This window comes from Indiicoccus explosivorum (genome assembly GCF_002167005.1).
GTDB lineage: Bacteria > Bacillota > Bacilli > Bacillales_A > Planococcaceae > Indiicoccus > Indiicoccus explosivorum.
This window is the reverse complement of sequence record NZ_NHTN01000033.1, coordinates 1-21,478: the sequence shown is the minus strand read 5'-3', so window position 1 is coordinate 21,478 and position 21,478 is coordinate 1. Positions and strand designations below refer to the sequence as shown.

Annotated in this window: 24 protein-coding genes and 1 riboswitch; of the genes, 20 read left to right on the top strand and 4 right to left on the bottom strand. The window is 57.4% G+C overall.

All coding sequences use genetic code 11. From position 1 onward, the window contains the following. Positions 1 to 59 precede the first annotated feature (59 nt). Together thiD and CCE92_RS10580 are read right to left on the bottom strand one after the other, a co-directional pair. Positions 60 to 893: a bifunctional hydroxymethylpyrimidine kinase/phosphomethylpyrimidine kinase gene (gene thiD / locus CCE92_RS10585; protein WP_088007674.1), complete on the bottom strand. Its 834-nt coding sequence runs from the start codon at positions 891 to 893 to the stop codon at positions 60 to 62. A 60-nt stretch (positions 894 to 953) separates the two neighbouring features. After that, the gene (locus CCE92_RS10580) at positions 954 to 1,205 is read right to left on the bottom strand and encodes a hypothetical protein (protein WP_088007672.1); all 252 of its coding nucleotides are present in this window, start codon (positions 1,203 to 1,205) and stop codon (positions 954 to 956) included. A 64-nt stretch (positions 1,206 to 1,269) separates the two neighbouring features. On the opposite strand from CCE92_RS10580, the gene CCE92_RS10575 reads away from it, so the two are divergent. From CCE92_RS10575 to CCE92_RS10550, 5 genes are all read left to right on the top strand, one after another. Beyond that, entirely contained in the window at positions 1,270 to 1,974 is a 705-nt protein-coding gene (locus tag CCE92_RS10575; RefSeq protein WP_241535997.1) for a DUF4230 domain-containing protein, read from the top strand. A gap of 15 nt (positions 1,975 to 1,989) precedes the next feature. Then, a complete protein-coding gene (locus CCE92_RS10570) occupies positions 1,990 to 2,664 on the top strand; it encodes a uracil-DNA glycosylase (protein WP_088007668.1) in 675 nt (224 codons plus the stop codon). 213 nt (positions 2,665 to 2,877) lie between these two features. Further along, a complete protein-coding gene (locus tag CCE92_RS10560; protein ID WP_088007663.1) occupies positions 2,878 to 3,150 on the top strand; it encodes a YwdI family protein in 273 nt (90 codons plus the stop codon). Between the two features lie 23 nt (positions 3,151 to 3,173). Then, positions 3,174 to 3,551: a DUF423 domain-containing protein gene (locus CCE92_RS10555; protein ID WP_088007662.1), complete on the top strand. Its 378-nt coding sequence runs from the start codon at positions 3,174 to 3,176 to the stop codon at positions 3,549 to 3,551. 276 nt (positions 3,552 to 3,827) lie between these two features. Next, complete coding sequence (locus tag CCE92_RS10550) at positions 3,828 to 4,853, top strand: beta-carotene 15,15'-monooxygenase (RefSeq protein ID WP_088007660.1); 1,026 nt, start codon at positions 3,828 to 3,830, stop codon at positions 4,851 to 4,853. A gap of 141 nt (positions 4,854 to 4,994) precedes the next feature. On the opposite strand, the gene hemQ is transcribed toward CCE92_RS10550, so the two are convergent. Next, on the bottom strand, positions 4,995 to 5,744 hold the full coding sequence (hemQ, locus tag CCE92_RS10545; protein ID WP_088007658.1) for a hydrogen peroxide-dependent heme synthase: 750 nt from the start codon (positions 5,742 to 5,744) through the stop codon (positions 4,995 to 4,997). A gap of 179 nt (positions 5,745 to 5,923) precedes the next feature. Between hemQ and pta the strand changes: the two genes are divergently transcribed. The 4 genes from pta (at position 5,924) to CCE92_RS10525 (ending at position 9,582) form a co-directional block, all read left to right on the top strand. Next, positions 5,924 to 6,862, top strand: coding sequence for a phosphate acetyltransferase (pta, locus tag CCE92_RS10540; protein ID WP_088007656.1), 939 nt, complete (start codon positions 5,924 to 5,926; stop codon positions 6,860 to 6,862). Between the two features lie 16 nt (positions 6,863 to 6,878). Next, complete coding sequence (locus CCE92_RS10535) at positions 6,879 to 7,697, top strand: lipoate--protein ligase family protein (protein WP_088007654.1); 819 nt, start codon at positions 6,879 to 6,881, stop codon at positions 7,695 to 7,697. Between the two features lie 72 nt (positions 7,698 to 7,769). Next, positions 7,770 to 9,074 carry an HD domain-containing protein gene (locus CCE92_RS10530; protein WP_088007652.1) on the top strand — a complete coding sequence of 435 codons (1,305 nt, stop codon included), beginning with the start codon at positions 7,770 to 7,772 and terminating at the stop codon, positions 9,072 to 9,074. 1 nt (position 9,075) lies between these two features. Beyond that, positions 9,076 to 9,582, top strand: coding sequence for a YwgA family protein (locus CCE92_RS10525; protein WP_088007650.1), 507 nt, complete (start codon positions 9,076 to 9,078; stop codon positions 9,580 to 9,582). Between the two features lie 184 nt (positions 9,583 to 9,766). Here CCE92_RS10525 and thmT read toward each other — a convergent pair whose 3' ends face one another. Continuing rightward, a complete protein-coding gene (thmT, locus tag CCE92_RS10520) occupies positions 9,767 to 9,952 on the bottom strand; it encodes a 2-hydroxymuconate tautomerase (RefSeq protein ID WP_088007648.1) in 186 nt (61 codons plus the stop codon). Between the two features lie 64 nt (positions 9,953 to 10,016). On the opposite strand from thmT, the gene CCE92_RS10515 reads away from it, so the two are divergent. The 11 genes from CCE92_RS10515 to CCE92_RS10465 form a co-directional block, all read left to right on the top strand. Continuing rightward, entirely contained in the window at positions 10,017 to 10,535 is a 519-nt protein-coding gene (locus tag CCE92_RS10515) for a YwhD family protein (RefSeq protein ID WP_088007646.1), read from the top strand. A 552-nt stretch (positions 10,536 to 11,087) separates the two neighbouring features. After that, complete coding sequence (gene speE, locus CCE92_RS10510) at positions 11,088 to 11,921, top strand: spermidine synthase (RefSeq protein WP_088007644.1); 834 nt, start codon at positions 11,088 to 11,090, stop codon at positions 11,919 to 11,921. A 3-nt stretch (positions 11,922 to 11,924) separates the two neighbouring features. Further along, the gene (gene speB, locus CCE92_RS10505) at positions 11,925 to 12,797 is read left to right on the top strand and encodes an agmatinase (protein WP_088007643.1); all 873 of its coding nucleotides are present in this window, start codon (positions 11,925 to 11,927) and stop codon (positions 12,795 to 12,797) included. A gap of 148 nt (positions 12,798 to 12,945) precedes the next feature. Continuing rightward, positions 12,946 to 14,154, top strand: coding sequence for a cation:proton antiporter (locus tag CCE92_RS10500; protein WP_088007641.1), 1,209 nt, complete (start codon positions 12,946 to 12,948; stop codon positions 14,152 to 14,154). Between the two features lie 108 nt (positions 14,155 to 14,262). After that, entirely contained in the window at positions 14,263 to 14,934 is a 672-nt protein-coding gene (locus tag CCE92_RS10495; protein ID WP_088007639.1) for a uridine kinase family protein, read from the top strand. 72 nt (positions 14,935 to 15,006) lie between these two features. After that, positions 15,007 to 15,417 carry a YwiB family protein gene (locus CCE92_RS10490; protein WP_088007637.1) on the top strand — a complete coding sequence of 137 codons (411 nt, stop codon included), beginning with the start codon at positions 15,007 to 15,009 and terminating at the stop codon, positions 15,415 to 15,417. After that, complete coding sequence (gene argS / locus CCE92_RS10485; RefSeq protein WP_088007635.1) at positions 15,414 to 17,075, top strand: arginine--tRNA ligase; 1,662 nt, start codon at positions 15,414 to 15,416, stop codon at positions 17,073 to 17,075. The genes CCE92_RS10490 and argS overlap by 4 nt, the downstream gene beginning before the upstream one ends. A 358-nt stretch (positions 17,076 to 17,433) precedes the next feature. Beyond that, a riboswitch (cobalamin riboswitch) is annotated at positions 17,434 to 17,618 on the top strand. A 105-nt stretch (positions 17,619 to 17,723) separates the two neighbouring features. Next, on the top strand, positions 17,724 to 18,737 hold the full coding sequence (locus tag CCE92_RS10480; protein ID WP_088007633.1) for an ABC transporter substrate-binding protein: 1,014 nt from the start codon (positions 17,724 to 17,726) through the stop codon (positions 18,735 to 18,737). Continuing rightward, the gene (locus tag CCE92_RS10475; RefSeq protein WP_088007631.1) at positions 18,730 to 19,722 is read left to right on the top strand and encodes a FecCD family ABC transporter permease; all 993 of its coding nucleotides are present in this window, start codon (positions 18,730 to 18,732) and stop codon (positions 19,720 to 19,722) included. The genes CCE92_RS10480 and CCE92_RS10475 overlap by 8 nt, the downstream gene beginning before the upstream one ends. Further along, the gene (locus CCE92_RS10470; RefSeq protein WP_088007630.1) at positions 19,722 to 21,191 is read left to right on the top strand and encodes a bifunctional ABC transporter ATP-binding protein/adenosylcobinamide amidohydrolase; all 1,470 of its coding nucleotides are present in this window, start codon (positions 19,722 to 19,724) and stop codon (positions 21,189 to 21,191) included. The genes CCE92_RS10475 and CCE92_RS10470 overlap by 1 nt, the downstream gene beginning before the upstream one ends. Before the next feature lie 91 nt (positions 21,192 to 21,282). Further along, the coding region (locus CCE92_RS10465) for a hypothetical protein (protein ID WP_206601398.1) at positions 21,283 to 21,478 on the top strand (196 nt) is incomplete at its 3' end.

The following is a 21,478-nucleotide window of genomic DNA, read 5'->3' as shown; positions in this document are numbered from 1 at the left end:
TGAACGCGCATAAATCTCGCCCAAACCAAAAAAAGAGCGGCAGATGCCGCTCTTTATCATCATACTTCTTCCACTGTCACTTCCGGACGCCCGGATTTATTCGCTGCACCGTGCAAGACCGGTCCGACGAATTCGTTCAGCTTCCAGCCGTTCGAAATCGCAGCTGAAACGAACGCTTTTGCATCGACGACCGCGTCCCGGACGGAGGCGCCGTTCGCGAGGCCCGCCGTGATCGCTGCTGCAAACGTGCAGCCGGCACCGTGCGTATAGGAGGTGTCGGAGCGTTCAGTGATCAGCAAGTAATGCTTGTTGCCATCGTAGAACAAGTCGACCGCTTTTTCGTGCGGCAGCTGCTTGCCGCCTTTGATGGCGACCGTTTTTGCGCCACGCTCATGGATGGCTTCCGCCGCGCGTTTCATGTCATCGATCGACTCCAGGTTGCCGAGGCCGGACAGCTGTCCTGCTTCGAACAGGTTCGGTGTCACGACTTGCGCGATCGGCAGGAGGTGCTTCACCATTGCATCGACGTTCTCGGGGAACAGCACTTCGTCTTCACCTTTGCAGACGAGTACCGGATCGATGACCACATTCTGTACGCCGGAGTCCGCGATGCCTTTCGCCGCGGTCTCGATGATCTCCACCGTCGGCAGCATGCCGGTCTTCAGCGCGTCGATGCCCGTGGAAAAGGCGGTTTTCATCTGCGGCGGCAGTGTAGCCGCTTCGATGGGATGCACGCCATGGCTCCAGCCGTTATCCGGATCCATCGTCACGATGACTGTCAGCGCGCTCATGCCGTACGTGCCGTATTCCTGGAACGTTTTCAGGTCAGCCTGTATGCCTGCACCGCCGGATGTATCGGAGCCGGCGATGGTCAGTGTCTTCTTAAGTGCCATAATGTGATAACCTCCATCTCATGTTGGGTTCTTCATTTATTCTACCAAAAAGCCTTTTCATTACAATGAATTCCGCTTCAGCGGAAACATGATGGCCGCGGTCCCGGCGGAGGCGAGGAAAAAGAGGGAAGCCGGGATGCCGAGCAGCCAGTGGCCGTTTCGGAACAGGCTGAAAAGGATAATGAATGTTAAAATGGATACAGCGAACAGCACGAGGGACAGACAGCCGAGCGCCGCCTGTTTGACGGGTTCCGGTGCCGTGCTGCCATCGGTGCGGGTGATCGTCCGCAATTTGTGCCGCCAGTCGGCCATGGTCATCACTCCAAAAATCGGATTTGAATGTATCGTATCATACTCTGGGAAGGAAGGGATTGCGTTGCCGGATGACCGCCATTACGAAGAACTTGAACGGAAGCTGAACGAGCTTCAGCAGACGAAAGGAAGGAAGCGCAAAAAGGACGGGCGGCGGGCCGGCTTCAGGGGATGGATCGTCGCCGTGTCGATGCTCGTCATCCTGCTGGCGGCGGCCATGCCGTTCGCTGTGTTCTGGTACTTGCAGCAGGGGAGCACCTTTCAGGAATCAAAAGGCGTGTTCCTGGAGCGCATCCAGGAACTGAACGAGCTGTCGACCGCCGAAGCGTACACGAAAGTGATCATTGAGCGGTCGGATAACGAACTTTTCGGCCGGGACATCGGCTTCAACCTGCCGGGGACCGAGCGTCAGCTGCTCGTCGTCGTGCCGGGGAAAGTCCGCGCGGGCATCGATTTTTCGGAGGTGACCGAAGAAGACATCCGTGTCGACGAAGAAGCGCAGACAGCCGTCCTCATCCTGCCGCAGCCCGTGCTCCTCGGTGAGCCGGAACTGCAGATGGACCAGGTCGAAGTGTATTCGCATGAGGGGCTGTTCCGGGATGAAGCGGATGTAGCGGAAGCGTTCGACCTGGCGGAGGAAGCGCAGGCGATGATGAAAGAAGAGGCGACCGCGCAGGGCGTGCTCGAACTGGCGCAGGACAATGCCGAGCGCTCGGTGCAGGAAATGTTCAGCCTCGTCGGTTACGACGTCACCATTCAATTCGAATAAAGAAAGGATGAAACGATGACAAAACAAATCTTCTCAAACGACTGGCAGAATGTGCTCGGGGATGAATTCGACAAACCGTATTACAAAGCGCTGCGGGAATTCCTGAAAGAAGAATATGCCAATAAAACCGTGTTCCCGCCGAAAGAGAAAATGTGGACGGCGTTCGAGACGACGCCATTCAGCGACGTGAAAGTCGTCATCCTCGGACAAGATCCATACCACGGAGAAGGGCAGGCGCACGGGCTCAGCTTCTCCGTACAGCCGGGCGTCCGCATTCCGCCGAGCCTGCGAAACATGCTGAAGGAACTGAAAGAGGACCTCGGCTGTGACATGCCGGAAGACGGGACGCTGACGAAATGGGCGGAGCAGGGCGTGCTCATGATGAACACCGTGCTCACGGTCCGCGAAGGAAAAGCGCATTCCCACAAAGGGAAAGGCTGGGAAGAATTCACCGACGAAGTCATCCGCAAACTGTCGGCGCGCGACGAGCCGGTCATCTTCGTCCTGTGGGGCCGGCCCGCACAGCAGAAAGAGAAGCTGATCGACACGGAAAAGCACGACATCATCAAAGCGCCTCATCCGAGCCCGCTCAGTGCGAAACGCGGTTTTTTCGGCAGCCGGCCGTACTCAAAAGTGAACGAATTGTTAAAAGCGCGCGGAGAAGACCCGATCGACTTCTGCCTCGCCTGACTTCATGGTACGATGAAAAACGGAAAGTGAGTGAACTGCAGTGCGCATCAACTGTTTTCAATGCGTCCATTTTTACGTGACCTGGGAAGCGGCCCGCCCGCGGGCATGCCGGGCATACGGCTTCAAGACGAAAGAACTGCCGTCCGCAGTGGTCCGGCGCTCGTCCGGAATGGACTGCATGCAGTTCAAAATGAAAGAAGGGGGCGGGAAACGATGAATATCCCAGCTGAACGGGTGCTGACGGAAATCGAGCGCCATCTGGAAAATGCGCGCCCGGAAGATGCCGGCAATGTCCGCGAAACCTTGTCCGCCATCCGCGCGCTGTGTGACATCGTGCTCAGCGGACAGCAGCCGCCGGAACCCCGAAAACCGCCGGCGGTCAGGCAGCTGGACGCGCCGGCTCCTGCTCCTGCAGCCTCCCCGGCACTCCGGGAGACACCGCTGCAGGAAGACGATGCGAACGGCGACTCACTGTTTGATTTCTAACTTATGGAAAGCGGGTTTGTGACATGAAATTTTTCCTTATTGCCGGAGCGGTCAACGCCTTTCTCTCTGTCGCGCTCGGCGCATTCGGGGCGCATGCCCTCGAGGGGCGGGTGGAAGACAAGTACCTCGCCACTTGGCAGACGGCCGTCCAGTACCAGATGTTCCATGCGACCGGCCTCCTGATCGTCGGCCTTCTCATGAGCGCCGCGCTCATCGGTCCGCTGTCTTCGCTCAGCTGGGCAGGGTATTTGCTGCTCGCCGGCATCATCATCTTTTCCGGCAGCCTGTACGTGCTCAGCCTGACCGGCATCAGCATCCTTGGCGCCATCACGCCAATCGGCGGCCTCGCATTCCTTGCCGGCTGGGTCATGCTGATCGTGGCCGTTTCGAAAGCTCTCTGAAAAGAGGGCTTTTTTTATTGAAATAAAGGCGGTTTTGTGGACAATTTCCGGAGCAGCAGGAAGCGTCCGAGGGGGGCGAGAATATAAAGAAGCAACCGGTTCGGTGATGGGACGGATTAGTGGAACTCAGCCCCAGATTAGTGGAACTCAGCCCCAGATTAGTGGAACTCAGGGGCTAACTGGTGAAACTCAGTTCCCGACTAGTGAAATTCAGAGTCCAACTAGTGGAACTCCCTGTTCCCGCTCCCTGAACCAATTCCTTCCGGAGGTGCTGTCATGCTTACGATGCGCAAAACCCCTTACGCCAAATGGGCGGTCGCCCTGCTGCTGCTCGTCCTGCTGGCCAACACGATTTTGTACCGCTCACCGCTCACACCGCTTGTCATCCCTGACGAAACGGTATGGCTCGTGGCCGCGTCACTCCTCGACCTCGCCGTCGTGGCCCCGCTTCTCCTATTTGCCGCATTCCGGCTGTCCTGGAAACAGGCGGCGGGCGTCGGGGTGTTCGGCCTCATCGCGGCCCGTTTGCTGATTCCGGCCGAATACTTCGGCCCGCTCGCATTCCTGCCGTGGCTGGCGATCGGCTTCGAAGCACTCCTTCTGCTCGCGGAAGCCTCGCTCCTGGTCCTGCTCATCGCCCATGCGCCGGCCCTCCTGAAAGACATTCGCAGCCGGGAAGGCAACCTCCTATTTGAACTGCTGCCAGCTGTCCGCCGCCGTTTCCGTCCGAACATGCTCGTAACGGCCGTCATGTCAGAAACCTTGACGTTCTACTATGCCTTCTTCACGTGGAAGAAAAAAGCGCCGGAAGGGCAGCGTGCCGTTTCGCTCCACAAAAACTCGAGCGCCATCGCCTTTTACGTCATGCTCATCCATGCGGTCGTCCTCGAATCGGTCGGCCTGCACTGGTGGCTGCATGACCAGTCGGCGGTCCTGTCCATCGTGCTCCTCGTGCTGAACGCGTACACCGTCGTTTATTTCATCGCGGAAATCCAAGCCATCAGGCTGAATCCGCTGACAATAAAAGATGGCACCCTGCATGTGTCGCTCGGCCTGTCGAAACGCATCTCCGTCCCGCTTGCCGCCATCCGGGAAATCCGCTGGGGAGCGGCGCCGGACAAGCATGCAATGAAGTTCATCGCGCAGGATTTCGAAGAGCCGGCACCGCATGTTGTTATCGATTTCAAAGAACCGGTCAGTGCCACCATCTTCGGCGGACTTGGGAAAAACGTGACGCAGATCGCCGTGCGCGCCGACGATCCGGAGAAACTGCGGAGGCTGCTGGAGGGTGAAAAGGACTGATTCGAGAATAAATGAAGGCGATTCGAGAATAAATGGCATCAATTCGAGAATAAACGGGACCGATTCGAGAATAAACGGCACCGATTCGAGAATAAAACGCCGCTGACACAAAAAAAGCCGCCCGCGGGCGGCTTTTCCAACTTACACTTCCAGCATCTTCGCGAATTTGCCGCCGTCGAGCAGGGTGCCGACGTAGAACGAGCCGAATTCGCCGTAGCGGGCGCTCACTTCGTCGAAGCGCATTTCGTAGACGAGTTTCTTGAACTGAAGCACATCGTCCGAGAACAGCGTGACGCCCCATTCGTAGTCGTCGAACCCGATCGAGCCGGAGATGATCTGCTTCACTTTGCCGGCATAGCCGCGGCCGATTTTGCCGTGGCTGGCCATCATGGCGCGGCGGTCTTCCATCGACAGCATGTACCAGTTGTCGTTGCCTTCGCGGCGCTTGTCCATCGGATAGAAGCACACGTACTGCGAGCGCGGCAGCTCGGGATAGAGGCGCGCGCGGACATGCGGGTTCTGGTACGGATCTTCGTCGGTTTTGCCGGCGAGGTAGTTCGACAGCTCGACGACCGATACGTAGGAATACGTCGGCACGGTGAAGGCGGCGATTGTCAGTTTGTTGAATTCCGTCTCGAGTTCCTGGATTTCATCCATCGTCTCGCGGAGGATCATGAGCATGAAATCGGCTTTCTGGCCGACGATTGTATACAGTGCATGCGCGCCGGTCTTTTCTTCGTCCGCTTTGCCGATTTTATTCAAAAAGGCTTGGAATTCATCGATGGCAGCCCGGCGCTCCTCATCTTCGAGCAGCTTCCACGCGACCCAGTCGATCGAACGGAAGTCATGCAGGACGTACCAGCCATCCAGTGTGATTGCGGCTTCATTCATCGGTTGAACACTCCTTTATCCAATAAAAACTGTTTCCTTCCCCAGTTTAGCACAACAGTCATCCGCCGTCTTGACGGGGCGGCTGCTGTCACCAATCCGACACGCATCCGCCGGGTTTGCAGGCGGCGGGCTATCGGGTAAACTGGAAGAAGGAAATCAGGACGGAAAGGGTGGACAGCATGGCGGATTTGTTTCAGGAACTCGCACAGACGATAGCGGGGAAAGGGCGCCGGATCGTGTTCCCGGAAGGCGGCGATCCGCGGATTGCGGAAGCGGCGGAAAAGCTCGGGAAAGAAGGGCTCATTACGCCGGTCGTCATCGGCGCGGAAAAGGAGATTCCAGGCTGTGAACATGTCTCGCCGGATACATATCCGGGATTCGATAAGCTCGTCGCGGCATTCGTGGAGCGGCGGAAAGGAAAAGCGACCGAGGAGCAGGCGCGCGAACAGCTGAAAGACCCGAATTACTTCGGCACGATGCTCGTCTATACGGGTGCGGCCCACGGGCTCGTGAGCGGGGCGGCGCACACGACGGCGGATACGGTGCGTCCGGCGCTCCAGATCATCAAGACGAAGGAAGGCGTGTCGAAAACGAGCGGGGCGTTCATCATGGTGAAAGGCGATGACCGGTACATTTTCGCGGACTGCGCCATCACGATCGCACCGACGGCGGAAGATCTCGCGGAGATCGCTGCGGAGAGCGCCAAGACGGCGAAGGCGTTCGGCATCGATCCGAAAGTGGCGCTTCTTTCATTTTCCACGAAGGGCTCGGCTGTGAGCGACGAAACGGAAAAAGTGGCGAAAGCGGCAGCACTGGCGAAAGAGCGGCTTGCCGGCATCCCGGTCGACGGGGAGATGCAGTTTGATGCGGCTATCGTACCGGCCGTAGCGGAAAGCAAAGCGCCGGACAGCCCCTTGAAAGGCGATGCGAACGTGTTCGTCTTCCCGTCGCTTGAAGCCGGGAACATCGGCTACAAAATCGCCCAGCGCATCGGCGGCATGGAAGCGGTCGGGCCGGTCCTTCAAGGGCTGAACGCGCCGGTAAACGACCTGTCACGCGGCTGTTCGGCGGAAGATGCGTTCAATCTGGCGCTCATCACGGCGGCACAAAGTTTATGAGAAGGAGCAGCATGGCATGACATCATTTTTAGAGGCGCACGACTGGCGCTTTTGGGATCAGTCGGTCAGCGCCCGCAGCCGCTCGGCGCTCGAATCGTTCGCGGCGGACGATACGCTGTGCGAACTCGTCGGGAGCGGCAGGAGCCTGCCTGCGGTGCGCACGTGGGTGCATGACGATACGGTCGTGCTCGGCATCCAGGACCACCGGCTGCCGCGGATCGAAGAAGGGCTGCATGTCCTGCAGACGGCCGGCTACGAACCGATCGTCCGCAATTCCGGCGGCCTGGCCGTCGTCCTCGATTCCGGCGTCCTGAATATTTCGCTCGTTTTGTCGGAGCGGGAATCGGCGATCGATATTCCTGCCGGCTACGAGCTGATGGCGGATCTCGTCCGGGAATTGTTCCCGGAAGCGGACATCGAAGCGTACGAAATCTTGGGATCCTACTGCCCGGGGTCTTATGACCTCAGCATCGGCGGCAGGAAGTTCGCCGGCATCTCCCAGCGGCGCATCCGCAAAGGGATCGCCGTGCAGGTATACTTGTGCATCGAAGGCAACGGCTCACAGCGGGCGGAACTGATCCGTCAGTTCTACGGCGCGGGGCTCGGCGGGCAGCCGACCAAATTCGCTTATCCGGTGATCCGGCCCGAAGTGATGGCATCGCTCAGTGAGCTGCTCGGCCGGACCGTCACCGTCCAGGAGACCGTGCTGAATCTGCACGCGCTGCTTGGTTCACCGCGGCCGACGACGCTTGCGGCCGACGAAATGGAGCTGTACGGATTTTATTTGAAACGGGTTTTTGAACGCAATGAAAAAATGCTCGATCAAAATGCATAAAAAAATCGCCTGCCATTCAGGCGGTTTTTCGGTATACTGGAAGAACACGAATTTGGAATTGGGAGGTGCGCTGTGAGCTACGCAACAGAAAAGCTGGCGGAAGAGAAAGTGTTCAAAGATCCGGTCCACCGGTACATACATGTGAAGGATCTCGCCATCTGGGATCTGGTCAACACGCGCGAATTCCAGCGCCTCCGCCGCATCAAACAGCTCGGCACGTCGTTCACCGTATTCCACGGCGCGGAACACAGCCGGTTCAATCATTCGCTCGGTGTGTACGAGATCGTCCGCCGCATTTGCGATGACGTGTTTCCGAACCGGCCGGCGTGGGACGAGAAGGAGCGGCTCGTCAGCCTGTGTGCGGCACTCCTCCACGACCTCGGCCACGGGCCTTATTCGCACGCGTTCGAAAAAGTGTTCCACGTGGACCATGAGGACTTCACGCGCCGCATCCTCCTCGGCGACACGGAAGTGAACGCCGTGCTGAAACGCGTGGCGCCGGGGTTCCCGCAGGACGTGGCGGATGTTATCGCGAAGACGTACCGCAATAAACTCGTCGTCAGCCTCATCTCCAGCCAGATCGACGCCGACCGCATGGATTACCTCCAGCGGGACGCCTATTACACCGGCGTATCTTACGGCCACTTCGACATGGAGCGGATCCTGCGCGTCATGCGGCCGCTCGAGGACCAGGTCGTCATCAAATCGAGCGGCATGCACGCGGTCGAGGATTACATCATGAGCCGCTACCAGATGTACTGGCAAGTGTACTTCCACCCGGTGGCGCGCAGCGCGGAAGTGATTTTGCGCAAAATTTTCCAGCGGGCGAAGAAACTCCACGCGGAAGGCTATGAGTTCGATCAGCCGCCGCGCCATTTCCAGTCGTTCTTCGACAGGACATTCACGCTGAAGGACTATCTGGCGCTCGACGAAGCGATCATGATGACGTACTTCCAGCTGTGGATGACGGAAAAAGACCCGATTCTGTCGGATCTGAGCGACCGGTTCGTGAACCGGCGGCTGTTCCAGTACATCGAATTCGACCCGGGCAAGGATTATAAGAAACTGGCGGAGCTCGCGGTTTTATTCAATAAAGCCGGCATCGACCCGGAATATTACCTCGTCGATGACTCATCGTCCGACCTGCCGTATGATTTCTACCGGCCGGGCGAGGAAGAGGAGCGGCTGCCGATCCACTTGCTGACACCGAATAATGAAGTGAAGGAACTGTCCCGCTCTTCCCAGATCGTCGATGCGATTTCCGGGAAACGGCGGACGGACTATAAATTGTATTTTCCGGAGGAACTGCTGACGGACGGCAAGAAAAAAGCGGTCAAGCAGCAGATCCTCGACATGATCAGGGAAGGGGAGAAGTGACGTGCTGCAAGGACATGCAAGAATCGTCGATTTTATTGCGCAGACGGACGGCGTCACCGGCCGGAAAAAACTGCAGAAAATGATTTATATTGCCAAAAAGCTGGAATTGCCGTTCCAGGAAAAGTACGAGTTCCACATATACGGACCATACTCGGAGGAGCTCGCCGTGCGGATCGAGGAGCTGTGCGATATGGGGTTCCTGACAGAGGCGGTGGAGGACAAAGGGTCTTATATCCAGTATACATACGGTGTGACACCGGAAGGGCAGGAATTCCGGGAGACGCTCGGCGCCGGATCCGCAGCAGCCGATTTCGCATCGGCGCTCAATGAAAAAAGCTCGCGGTTCCTGGAACTGACGGCGACCTTGCTGTATTTCGACGACCTGCCCCGCGAAGAATGCATCGAGAAACTGCATATCGTGAAGGGGAAACTGAACTTTACGGATGAAGAGATTGACGAAGCGTTTGCATTTATTGAAGGACTGCAGACATTCCGGCGGATTTCATGACGAAGAACCTGCGCAACGCTTGCGCAGGTGTTTTTTTGCGTTCAGGGGGAATACTTGTGGAAAGGGTCGGAATACTTTCAGAAAGGAAAAGCCACTGCACTTCCGAAGAATGCGCAGCGGCTGATCGGGCACCTCTTTTGATGCTGTTTTGGCTGAATGTCCGATAAACATTGACTGCTCCCGCTTACGCGTCGCTCTGCAGTTTGCCGTTTTTGCCCAAGTTGCTCTTTTTCATGTCTTCGATGAATACGACCACGTTTTCAGGCGGGGCATCGACTGTTTCGGAAACGGCAGCAGTCACTTTCTCGACGAGCGCCCGTTTTTGGTCTTCCGTGCGGCCTTCGAGCATTTTGACGGTCACATATGGCATAATGGGGTCATCTCCTTTATTGTTGGAATTGTCATTATCATACCAGAACGGAGGGAATCACGGGATGGCGAACGAAGAAAAGCCGAAACAGAAAATGGATTTCACCATCATAAAGAACGATCCGACAGGCGGCCACAAAGGGTACGGGATCGGATCGCTGTCGCTTGAGAACGTCTCTCCTGTCATCATCGACGTGGCGGAAAAGACGGCGGAAGTGGAAATCGGGGCCATGCACGCGAGAAGCGCCACGGAGCGGGGCATCAAGTTCACGACGAACCGGGAAGATTCGGCGGGCGGCAAAGCTTACTGGCTGGTCTGGGTGACCATCGATTACACCGAAGAAGGGCCGTACTTCGCTGGCGTGACAGCATGCGAAATGGTCGTGAACCGCGAAAAACGGCGCGGCTACAAAATCCTGGCCGACCACGTCAACCGGATGGATAAATCGATGAAGCGTAAAATCATGGTCGACAACATGGATGCTTCATCGAAGGAAGTGCTGCGGGAATTCCTGAAAGGCCACAGCCCCGAAATGTGGGAGCGGAGTTCCGAAGAGCTTCACAAAGAACTGGCTGTTTCCTGACGCATCCGCCAGCGGCAGACGCGGGTGCGAATGTTGAACGATTTATGACATTTTCTTTTGCTGCTTTGAGCCGGTTGAAGTCGGCGGGCAAAGGAAGTAAACTGAATACAGTGCTTTCAAATGGAAAGCTAGGACACCTGACCGGCAGACAGGGCGCATGTGCTTGCGAGAATTCCCAAGCCCGCTGGCCCATGCCTCCTGTTTCGTGCCGTCGGGGTAAAAAAAGTTTTCTGTGCCGGGAACGGATTCCCGCTGCAGAAAGCTTTTTTTATTCCAATAAAACCGGCATGAATAATCGGGCGGTTTCAGGGAATAGCAATAGAAACGGGGCTGCGGGCAGCACTTTCGCGCGCTGGTGCGCCAGTGAGTTACGCGAACGGACCCCTGAATTACGCGAATGGGCCTCTGAATTACGCGAATGGGCCCCTGAATTACGCGAATGGGCCTCCGAGTTACGCGAATCGCACTCCGCGCAGCGCCGGCAGTTGCACTTTGAGGAAAAACCACTATACTTTAAATCTGATTGCAAAAGTAAAGGAGTCTGATGTTTACATGGCTGGTTTCTGGTATACGGAAAAGCAGACGGATCATTTCGGCATCACATTAAAAGTCAACAGGACCTTACATACGGAGCAGACGGATTTCCAGCTGCTTGAACTGGCGGAGACGGAAGAGTGGGGCAATATGCTGTTCCTCGACGGCATGGTCATGACGAGCGAGAAGGACGAGTTCGTCTATCACGAAATGGTGGCGCACGTGCCGCTGTTCACGCACCCGAATCCGGAGAATGTGCTCGTCGTCGGCGGCGGCGACGGCGGCGTCATCCGCGAAGTGCTGAAGCACCCGCAAGTGAAGAAGGCGACGCTCGTCGATATCGACGGCAAAGTGATCGAATACTCGAAGAAGTTCCTGCCGTCGATTGCCGGCAAGCTCGAGGACCCGCGCGTCGAAGTCATCGTCGGCGACGGCTTCATGCACATCGCGGAGTCGGAGAACGCCTATGATGTCATCATGGTTGATTCCACTGAACCGGTCGGCCCTGCCGTGAATTTATTCACAAAAGGCTTTTATGCGGGCATCTCGAACGCGCTGAAGGAAGACGGCATTTTCGTCGCGCAGTCGGACAACCCATGGTTCAAAGCGGACCTCATCCGCCAGGTGCAGAAAGACGTGAAGGAAATCTTCCCGATCACGAAGCTGTACACGGCGAACATCCCGACGTACCCGAGCGGGCTGTGGGCGTTCACGATCGGTTCGAAAAAGTACGACCCGCTCGCTGTGGAAGACGGACGCTTCCACGACATCGATACGAAGTACTACACGAAAGAACTCCACAAGGCGGCTTTCGTGCTCCCGAAATTCGTGAAAGACTTGACGGGGGAATAAACGATGCGATTCGACGAAACGTATTCAGGCAAAGTGTTCATCAAAAGCCATCCGAGTTACGAAGAGTCCCGAGCGGTTATCTACGGCATGCCGATGGACTGGACGGTGTCGTTCCGTCCAGGCTCGCGTTTCGGTCCGGCGAAAATCCGGGAAGTGTCGATCGGGCTGGAAGAGTACAGCCCGTACCTCGACCGCGACCTCGATGACGTGAAATTCTTTGACGCCGGCGATATCCCACTGCCGTTCGGCAACGCGGAACAGAGCCTGGAACTGATCGGCAACTACGTCAGCCAAGTGCTGAAGGACGGAAAAGTGCCGGTCGGACTGGGCGGTGAGCACCTCGTGTCGCTTCCGGTCATGAAAGAAGTGGCAAAGCATTACGAGGACCTCGCCGTCATCCACATGGATGCCCATACCGACCTGCGCGAGCACTATGAAGGTTACGAGTATTCCCATTCCACCCCGATCCGCAAAATCGCGGATGTCATCGGACCGAACAATGTGTATTCGTTCGGCATCCGTTCCGGAATGAAGGAAGAATTCGACTGGGCGAAAGAAAACGGCATGCACATCTCGAAATTCGAAGTGCTCGAGCCGCTGAAGAAAGTGCTGCCGGCGCTTGACGGGCGTCCGGTCTATATCACGATCGACATCGATGTCCTCGATCCGGCGCATGCGCCGGGAACCGGCACAGTCGACGCCGGCGGCATTACGTCGCGTGAACTGCTTGCGGCGATCCACGCAATCGCCGCATCCGGCGTCAACGTCGTCGGCTTCGACCTCGTCGAAGTAGCGCCGGTCTATGACCATTCCGATCAGACAGCGAACACCGCAAGCAAGCTCATCCGGGAAATGCTGCTCGGCTGGGTGAAATAGGGGTTCCGGCGTCTGCTTGCAAATGAAGCAAATCCTCCCAAAACGGTTCCTCATCAGGAGCCGTTTTTTATTGTTCGGACTAAAAGGTTTAAACTGCCCGGAAGAGAGAAAAGGGATAGAAAGAGTTTCATGACTGGAGGGGCACTGAATGCATGAGTTCAATGAAACGTTCATTCAAATACTGATCCTTCTGGCGGTCGCCATCACGGTCGTCGGCATCGCCAGGAAACTCCGTCAGCCGGATACGATTGCGCTCGTGCTCGTCGGCTTGGTTCTCGGTCTGACCAGTTTCCCGTTCATCGATCGGGCAGAAGCGTTCATTACGCAGTCGAACGTCTTTCAGATCATCATCATTTCGTTGTTCCTGCCGATCCTGTTGGGCGACGCGACATTGAAGCTGCCCTTCCATCACTTGTATGCACGCCGGAAAACGGTCGTCGGCATGGCGCTCGGCGGTACGTTCCTGTCGTTTCTGATCATCGGTTTAGGCACATATTTCCTGATCGGTCTGCCGATTGCCGTTGCTTTCACATTCGCGGCCCTCATGAGTGCGACGGACCCCATTTCCGTGCTGTCCATCTTCAAGTCGGTGGGCGTTTCGGAAAAGCTGTCGACGATCATGGAAGGCGAATCCTTGTTCAACGATGGCATCGCTGTCGTGCTGTTCCAGATTTCCTCTCTCTACTTGCTTACATATTTGGAAATGGGATGGGCAGGACTCGGCAGCGGCATCTGGCTGTTCCTGCGGTTTGCTGTCGGCGGCGTGCTGGTCGGTGTCATCCTTGGATTCATCTTCTCTCAAGTGATCCGCTTCTACGATGACTATCCGTTTGAAATCGCCGTTTCGGCGCTCCTGTTCTTCGGCAGTTTCTTCATTGCCGAACAGCTGCACGTTTCGGGCGTTATTGCCGTTGTAGCCGGCGGATTGGTCTTTGGTGATTATGGGGCGAAAATCGGCATGTCGGAGATCACGGAACGCAACATCAACTCATTTTGGGATGTCATCAGCCTGATTGCGAACTCGCTGATTTTCCTCGTCGTCGGCCTGGAAATCCGCAACATCGATTTTACCGGCCAGTGGGGCATCATCGCATTGGCGATCGCCCTTGTCATCGGGGCCCGGATCGTCGCGCTGTTCCTCAGCACCATGCCGGCAAAAGAACTGAACCGGAAAGAACGGATTTTATTGAACTGGGGCGGATTGAAAGGCAGCCTGTCCATCGCACTCGCGCTCAGCCTGCCGCCGGATTTTGAAGGGCGGGAGACCATCCTCCTTCTCACCTTCTCCGTCGTCCTGTTCTCCCTGATCGTCCAGGGGCTGACCATCAAACCGCTCATTCGGAAACTCGGCTTTTAATAAATGAAATCATTTTGAACGGGAAGGCGTGGCGGCGGCCGCGCCTTCTTTTCTGTGCCTCACGCATTGGCTATAATGAAGATTACAGATGAACGGAGGGGAAGAAGGATGGACCGGCTGGCGCAAGAAATCGCGGATTGGATCACTGCCATGGACAGAAGGCTGGTTATCGGTGTTTCGGGTCATGGTGCCGCAGGGAAAACGACGTTCACAAATGCAGTGGTGGACCGGTTAGGCCGGCAAGAAGTGAATTACTTGAATACGGACCCGTACATTGTCAGTTCGGATGTCCGGAAGTACACACGGATTTCCTATACATATCAAAACGAAGAGCACCGGGGTAAAATGACGGCATGCCATCCTGCGGCCCATCACGTGGCTGCTCTCGAGCGGGACATCCGGATGCTCCGTGCAGGGGTTGACGTCTTTACGATCGATACGCCGTATAAAAGGAGCGGGATATTGGCTGCGGACAGGAATGTGACGATTGTCGAGGGGATGACCGTTGCCTTCAGCGACCCGGAACTGTTTGATTTATCGCTTTATTTCTACACAAACGGAGATACGGAATTCCACAGAAGGTCCAGCCGCGATATTAAAGAACGGGGCATGGAACTGGCGTATTTAAAGCAGTCCCATGCCGAGCGCCGGATTCAGTATGATGTGTTCATGCATCCGTACAGTGCCCGGTTCGATTTTATTGTAAAAAATTCCGATGATGCGCTATGGGTCGAGAAAAACGCTGGAATACCGGAAATCCGGATGGATTCCCCGTCTTAATATGATTGAAAATCACATTTCCATCGCGCTATAATAAATAAGTTATATAAAAACGGAGGAGGCGGCAGACGGATGAGGACACCGGTAAAAATCAGACTCACGACGACGATCCGCCAGCCCGGCGAGGAAGAAGAGACGTTCGAACTCCATTCTTCCGGCACGATGACCGTCAAGAATGGCCAGCGTTACCTGCAGTACGAAGAGCGGCAGGACGAACTCGATGTCCGGACGACGGTCAAACTCGGGGATGAGGAAGCGCTCATTTTACGGAGCGGCGGGCTCGACATGCGGCTGCCGTTTCTCCTGGACGCCGAACAGCAGGGCAATTATACGAATGAACAAGGGACTTTTCTGCTGACGACTGCGACACACGAACTGTCAGTGAGCGATACGCGGTTTTTCGTCCACTACGATCTGTCGATGGGCGCGTCGTCAGTCGGCGAATATAAAATGGAAATCATGTACACGGAGGTCACACTATGAATGCAGTAGAACAAGCCCAGCAATCGATCAAAGAGGCGATCGGAGAAGCGGTCCAAAAAGCCGGACTGTCGACGGAGCCGGTGGAAGTGCACTTGGAAGCGCCGAAAAATAAAGAAAACGGCGACTACGCGACGAATATCGCGATGCAGCTGACGCGCACGGCGAAGAAACCGCCGCGCGCGATTGCGGACGCTATTTTGGAAAACGTGGACAGGGAAGCGGCGAATATTGAAACGATCGACGTCGCCGGTCCCGGATTCATCAACATCACCGTCAAAAAAGATTACCTGCAGGACGCCATCCGCGCCGTGCTCGATCAGCAGGCGGAATACGGCCGCACCGATTCCGGCGCAGGAGAGAAAGTGCAAGTGGAGTTCGTCTCTGCCAATCCGACAGGTGACCTCCACCTCGGACACGCCCGCGGAGCGGCGGTAGGGGATTCCCTGTGCAATGTGCTCGATCTGGCAGGATACGACGTGTCGCGCGAGTATTACATCAACGATGCCGGAAACCAGATCAACAATTTGGCGAAGTCGCTGGAAGTGCGCTACTTCCAGGCGCTCGGATTGGACGCGGAAATGCCGGATGACGGCTACCACGGACAGGATATCATCGACATCGGCAGGCAGCTCGCGGAAGAAGCGGGCGACAAGTACGTCCATATGGCGCCGGGTGAGCGGATCGAAGCGATGCGCGACTACGGACTGAAAGTGGAGCTTGCGAAACTGCAGCAGGATCTCGCGGATTTCCGGGTGGAGTTCGATGTGTGGTTCTCGGAGACTTCGCTTTACCAGAATGGCAAAATCGAACAGGCGCTCCAGAAGCTGCGCGACAACGGATACATTTACGAAGAAGAAGGCGCCACGTGGTTCCGCTCGACCGATTTCGGCGATGACAAAGACCGCGTGCTCGTGAAGCAGGAAGGCTCGTATACGTACCTGATGCCGGACATCGCTTATCACGAGGACAAACTGCAGCGCGGATTCGATAAGCTCATCAATATCTGGGGCGCGGACCATCACGGCTACATTGCCCGCATGAAAGCGGCGATCGAAGCGCTCGGCTACGGTCCGGATACACTGGAAGTGCTCGTCTCCCAAATGGTCCAGCTCTACAAGGACGGCGAAAAGATGAAAATGAGCAAGCGGACCGGGAAAGCGGTCACGATGCGTGAACTCGTTTCGGAAGTCGGACTGGATGCGGTCCGGTACTTCTTCGCGATGCGCTCTGTCGATTCCCATATGGATTTCGACCTCGATCTGGCCGTTTCCCAGTCGAGCGACAACCCGGTCTATTACGCGCAGTACGCCCACGCGCGGATCTGTTCGATTCTGCGGCAGGCGGATGAACAGGGTGCCGAAGCTTCAGCGGAGAATCTTCATTTATTGACGGAGGAAAAAGAGATCGACGTCATGAAGAAAATCGGGGATTTCCCGCAGGTCAATGCGGAAGCGGCGAGAATGCGCGCGCCGCACCGGATCACGACGTACATCCATGACCTTGCGTCAGTGTTCCATAGCTTCTATGGCGCACACAAAGTGCTCGATCCTGAAAACCCGGAGCTGACCGGCGCGCGCCTGGCGCTTGCGGTCTCTGCGAAGACGACGATCGCCAATGCGCTCCGGCTCGTCGGCGTGGCGGCACCTGACAGAATGTAATCCGTCTCTTGCCTGTTCAGCTGACCGTGCCGCTGCGAAAATGGTCGCTTCCACACGTTCTGGCTAATATGTTTTTACACGAGCAGATATCACAAATTCCACTGACATCTTTGGCGGCTGCCGGACATCAGCTGAACAACTTTCACCTCCGGCCGTTGCGAGCGACCGCCCAGCGAGACGCCTGGGGGAAAACGGACGGCTGAGATCACCTCGTGCGCACTGAGCGCACGAGGAAGCTCAGCCGTTCGTCCCCGGCAAGCGAGCGGGAGCGGTGCAGGCATATGGACGAGGTGCCTGCCGCTATGAAAATTCGGTGGTGTGTTTTCAGCCGAACGGTGTATAATGAATGAGGAACAACTGAATAAGCCGACATGAAGGTGCCTGACGCGGTAAGCGGAAGGTTAAAAGGGAAGCCGGTGCGATTCCGGCGCGGTCCCGCCACTGTAAGTGAGAGCTGCCTGCACGATGCCACTGGGAATTCCCGGGAAGGCGCAGGGAGCGGTGATCACGAGCCAGGAGACCTGCCTTGATGTGACACAACCAGCAGCCTGCGGGAAACAGGCGGCGTGCGCGTCATTTCAACGTGACCTTCACCGTCTCCCGCTTGTCTGCGGGAGGCGTTTTTAATTTGACTGGAGGGAACGGAAAATGAAGAAAACATGGAAATTCGGAATGGGAAGCGCCTTGGCGGCACTCCTGCTGGCAGGCTGCGGGGATACAGCTGAAGAGCCGGAAACGACGGAAGAGGAAGTCACGGAAGAGGAAGTTGCGGACGAGGAAGTTGCGGAAGAAACACCGGCAGAGGAACAGCCGGAAGCGGTGGCATTCCCGCTGACCGTCACGGATGCGGCGGGCAATGAAATGACGATCGAGGAAGAGCCTGAATCGATCGTTTCCCTCATGCCGTCCAATACGGAAATTCTGTTCGAACTCGGACTCGGCGACCGGGTCGTCGGTGTGACGGATTTCGATACGTATCCGGAAGAAGTGGCGGATATCGAGAAAGTCGGCGGTGTGGAGTTCAATGTCGAGAAAATCATTTCCCTCGCGCCGGACGTCGTGCTGGCGCATGAATCGGCGGTTGCGACCGGTGCGGCCGGCTATCAGCAGCTGCGCGACGCCGGAATTCCGGTTTATGTCGTATCGGACGCCACGACATTCGACGAAGTGTACGCTTCCATTGAAGAGATCGGCGAAGTGACCGGTGCGGCGGCAGAAGCTGACGGCATCATCACATCGATGCAGGAGGAAGTGGCCGCCATCGAGGAACAGGCTGCGGAAGTGGAAGAGCCGAAAGACGTGTTCGTCGAAATCGCCGGCGCGCCGGATATTTACACGGCCGGTTCGGGGACGCTGATCGATGAAATGATCGAAGTCATCAACGCCGAAAATGTGGCAGCCGAGCTTGAAGGCTGGCCCAACGTCGATCCGGAGCAGATCGTGGAGTGGAACCCGGATGTCATCCTGACGACTTACGGCGCCTTCACACCGGATGCAGTGGAGCAGGTGCTCGCCCGTGAAGGCTTCGGTGACGTGACGGCTGTCGCGGAAGAAGCGGTCTATGATGTCGACGGCAACGTGGTCACCCGTCCGGGGCCGCGTCTGACCGAAGGACTGGAACTGATGGCCGAGGCCGTCTATCCGGAAGTTTTCAGTGAATAAAATCGGTGCTTACACTGCCGCCTGCCTGCTACTGGCGGCGGCTGTTTTTCTCGGTGTGACCGTCGGCACGGTCGACGTGCCGCTTCGCATCCTATGGAATCCGGGAGCGGATGATCCCGCCGCCGCCATCCTATGGGACATCCGGATGCCGCGCGTCGTCCTGGCCGGACTGGTCGGCGCCTCCCTTGCGATTGCGGGTGCGGCGTTCCAGGGGCTGCTGAAGAATCCGCTCGCCGATCCGTACACGCTCGGTGTGTCGTCCGGCGCTTCCGTAGGCGCGGTCATTACGCTGTTCTTCGGTCTGTCCGTCCCGGTGCTGGGCCTGTTCACCCTGCCGGTCATGAGCATGATCGGCGCGCTATTGACCATGCTGGCGGTTCTCGGCTTCGCCCGGATGGCCGATCGGGCGATGAAGATGGAGACGGTCATCCTGACAGGCATCATCTTCAGCTCCTTCCTCGGCTCGATCATTTCACTCATTGTGGCATTGAGCGGCGAAGAACTCCGCCAGATCATCGGCTGGCTGCTCGGCAGTGTGTCGATGCGCGGCTGGCCGTACGTCTGGATGGCGCTGCCGTTCGTCGCGGCGGGCGCCTTCCTGCTGTGGCTGAACCGGCGGGAGCTCAATGCGATGCTGTTCGGTGAAGAGCGTGCCCGGCACCTCGGCGTGGACGTTCAGCGGCGGAAGTTCCTGATCCTCGTGGGCGGGTCGCTTCTGACCGGCGCGGCGGTCGCCGTATCCGGTACGATCGGATTCGTCGGGCTCGTCGTGCCGCACATCACCCGCATTGTGTGGGGCGCGGACCATCGCCATGTGCTGCCGCTGTCGTTCATCAACGGCGCGACGCTGCTCATTCTGTGCGATCTCGTGTCCCGGACGATCATTTCACCGTCCGAACTGCCGGTCGGAGTCATCACGGCGCTGATCGGCGCGCCGGTCTTCGCATACATCTTCATCAGACAGCGGCAGAGGAGGACTGCTTAATGCTGAACGTGACGGAACTCACCGGCGGATACGGCAGCCGGGAGGTCATACGCGGTGTTTCATTCCAAGTGAATAAAGGCGAGATGCTCGGCATCCTCGGACCGAACGGCAGCGGGAAATCGACGTTGCTGAAACTGATAAGCGGGATCCTGCCGCCTTCTTCCGGCGCCGTCGTCCTGGACGGGAAGAATGTGGCGGATTATACGCCGCGGAGCCTGGCCCGTCAGCTGGCGGTCCTGCCCCAGCTCCACGCACACGCGTTTTCGCATACCGTCCGGGAAATGGTGGCGCTCGGCCGGTATCCGCACCAGCGCGGGCTGTTCTCTTCCTGGTCGGCTGAAGATGAAGCGGCTGTCCGGAACGCGATGCACCTGCTCGATGTCGAAAAGTATGAAGAGACGCTGCTCGAACATTTATCGGGCGGCGAACAGCAGCGGGCGTTCGTCGCTCAGGCGCTCGCCCAGGACGCGCCGGTCATGCTGCTGGACGAGCCGACCAACCATCTGGATATCAATCACCAAAAGGAACTGCTCGACACCGTGAAAAAACAGGCGATCGACCGGGAGATGACCATCGTCTCCATTTTCCACGACATCAATTTGGCTTCGATGTATTGCGACCGTCTCCTTCTTCTCGACCAGGGCAGGCTTGTGCGGTTCGGACAGCCGCACGAAGTCGTGCAGGAAGACGTGATCCGGGAAGTTTACGGAACCAGGGTCCGCAGCCATCCCCACTCGGAACTGCCCAAGCCGCAGATCACCCTGCTGCCGGAAGTGAAGCGGGAAGAGCCGGAGTTCCGGATCCGTCCCGGCGACCTCGCCGTCTCCGCGGAGGGCGTGGCATTCCAGAGCCGGAAGCCGATGAAAACCGTTTCCTCGGCGGTCATCAATGCCGGCGCCGGCTGGTTCCGGACATTCCTCAACCGGCGGATCCCTGCGGATTACAACTGTCCGGACAGTGAAGAAGAAATGAAGGAATACGTCATACAGGAAGGGTTCCGTCCGACAGAAACGGTCGGCATGATGACCGCGGTCCGGACGGAAGGTGCAGTCGTGCGGGAATATACATTTGCAGCCGGCACCCTCGTCATCATGGTGACGGCGGGAATCGGAACCGCAACTGACGTCTCGCGCGCTTCCGTCCGTGAAATTCCGGCCGGCACGATCAACACGTGGGTGCTGATCAACGGCACGCTGTCAGAGGAAGCGTTCATCCAGGCGATGATCACAGCGACGGAAGCGAAGGCGAAAGCCCTTGCAGAAGAGGACGTGCGGGACCAGCTGACCGGGACAGTCGCCACCGGGACACCGACCGACAGCCTGCTGATCGCCGCGACCCAGCAGGGGACGGAAATCCGCTATGCCGGCCCGGTGACGGAAGCCGGCAGCACCATCGGCAAGGGCGTGTTCGAATGCACAGTCGAAGCCATCCGGCGGTACCGCGCGCATCGTCAGGATTCGGATGAATAAAACAAGAAAAGGCTGTCGGAAATCGGGTTTGCGGATTTCCGGCAGTTTTTTTTGTGCCGCTTGTAGATTCTGTCGTGGGTGCGGAGGTGGGGTGAGCGGCGGCGAGAGCGGGAAAAGGGGTGGCGAGAGCGGGAAAAGGGGTGGCGAGAGCGAGATAAGCGGCGGCGAGAGCGAGATAAGCGGAGGCGAGACCCAGATAAGGGTCGTCGAGACCGAGATAAGCGACGCCAAGCCCGGGATAAAGGGGGTCGAGAACGAGATAAGCGCCCTCAAGCCCGAGATAAAGG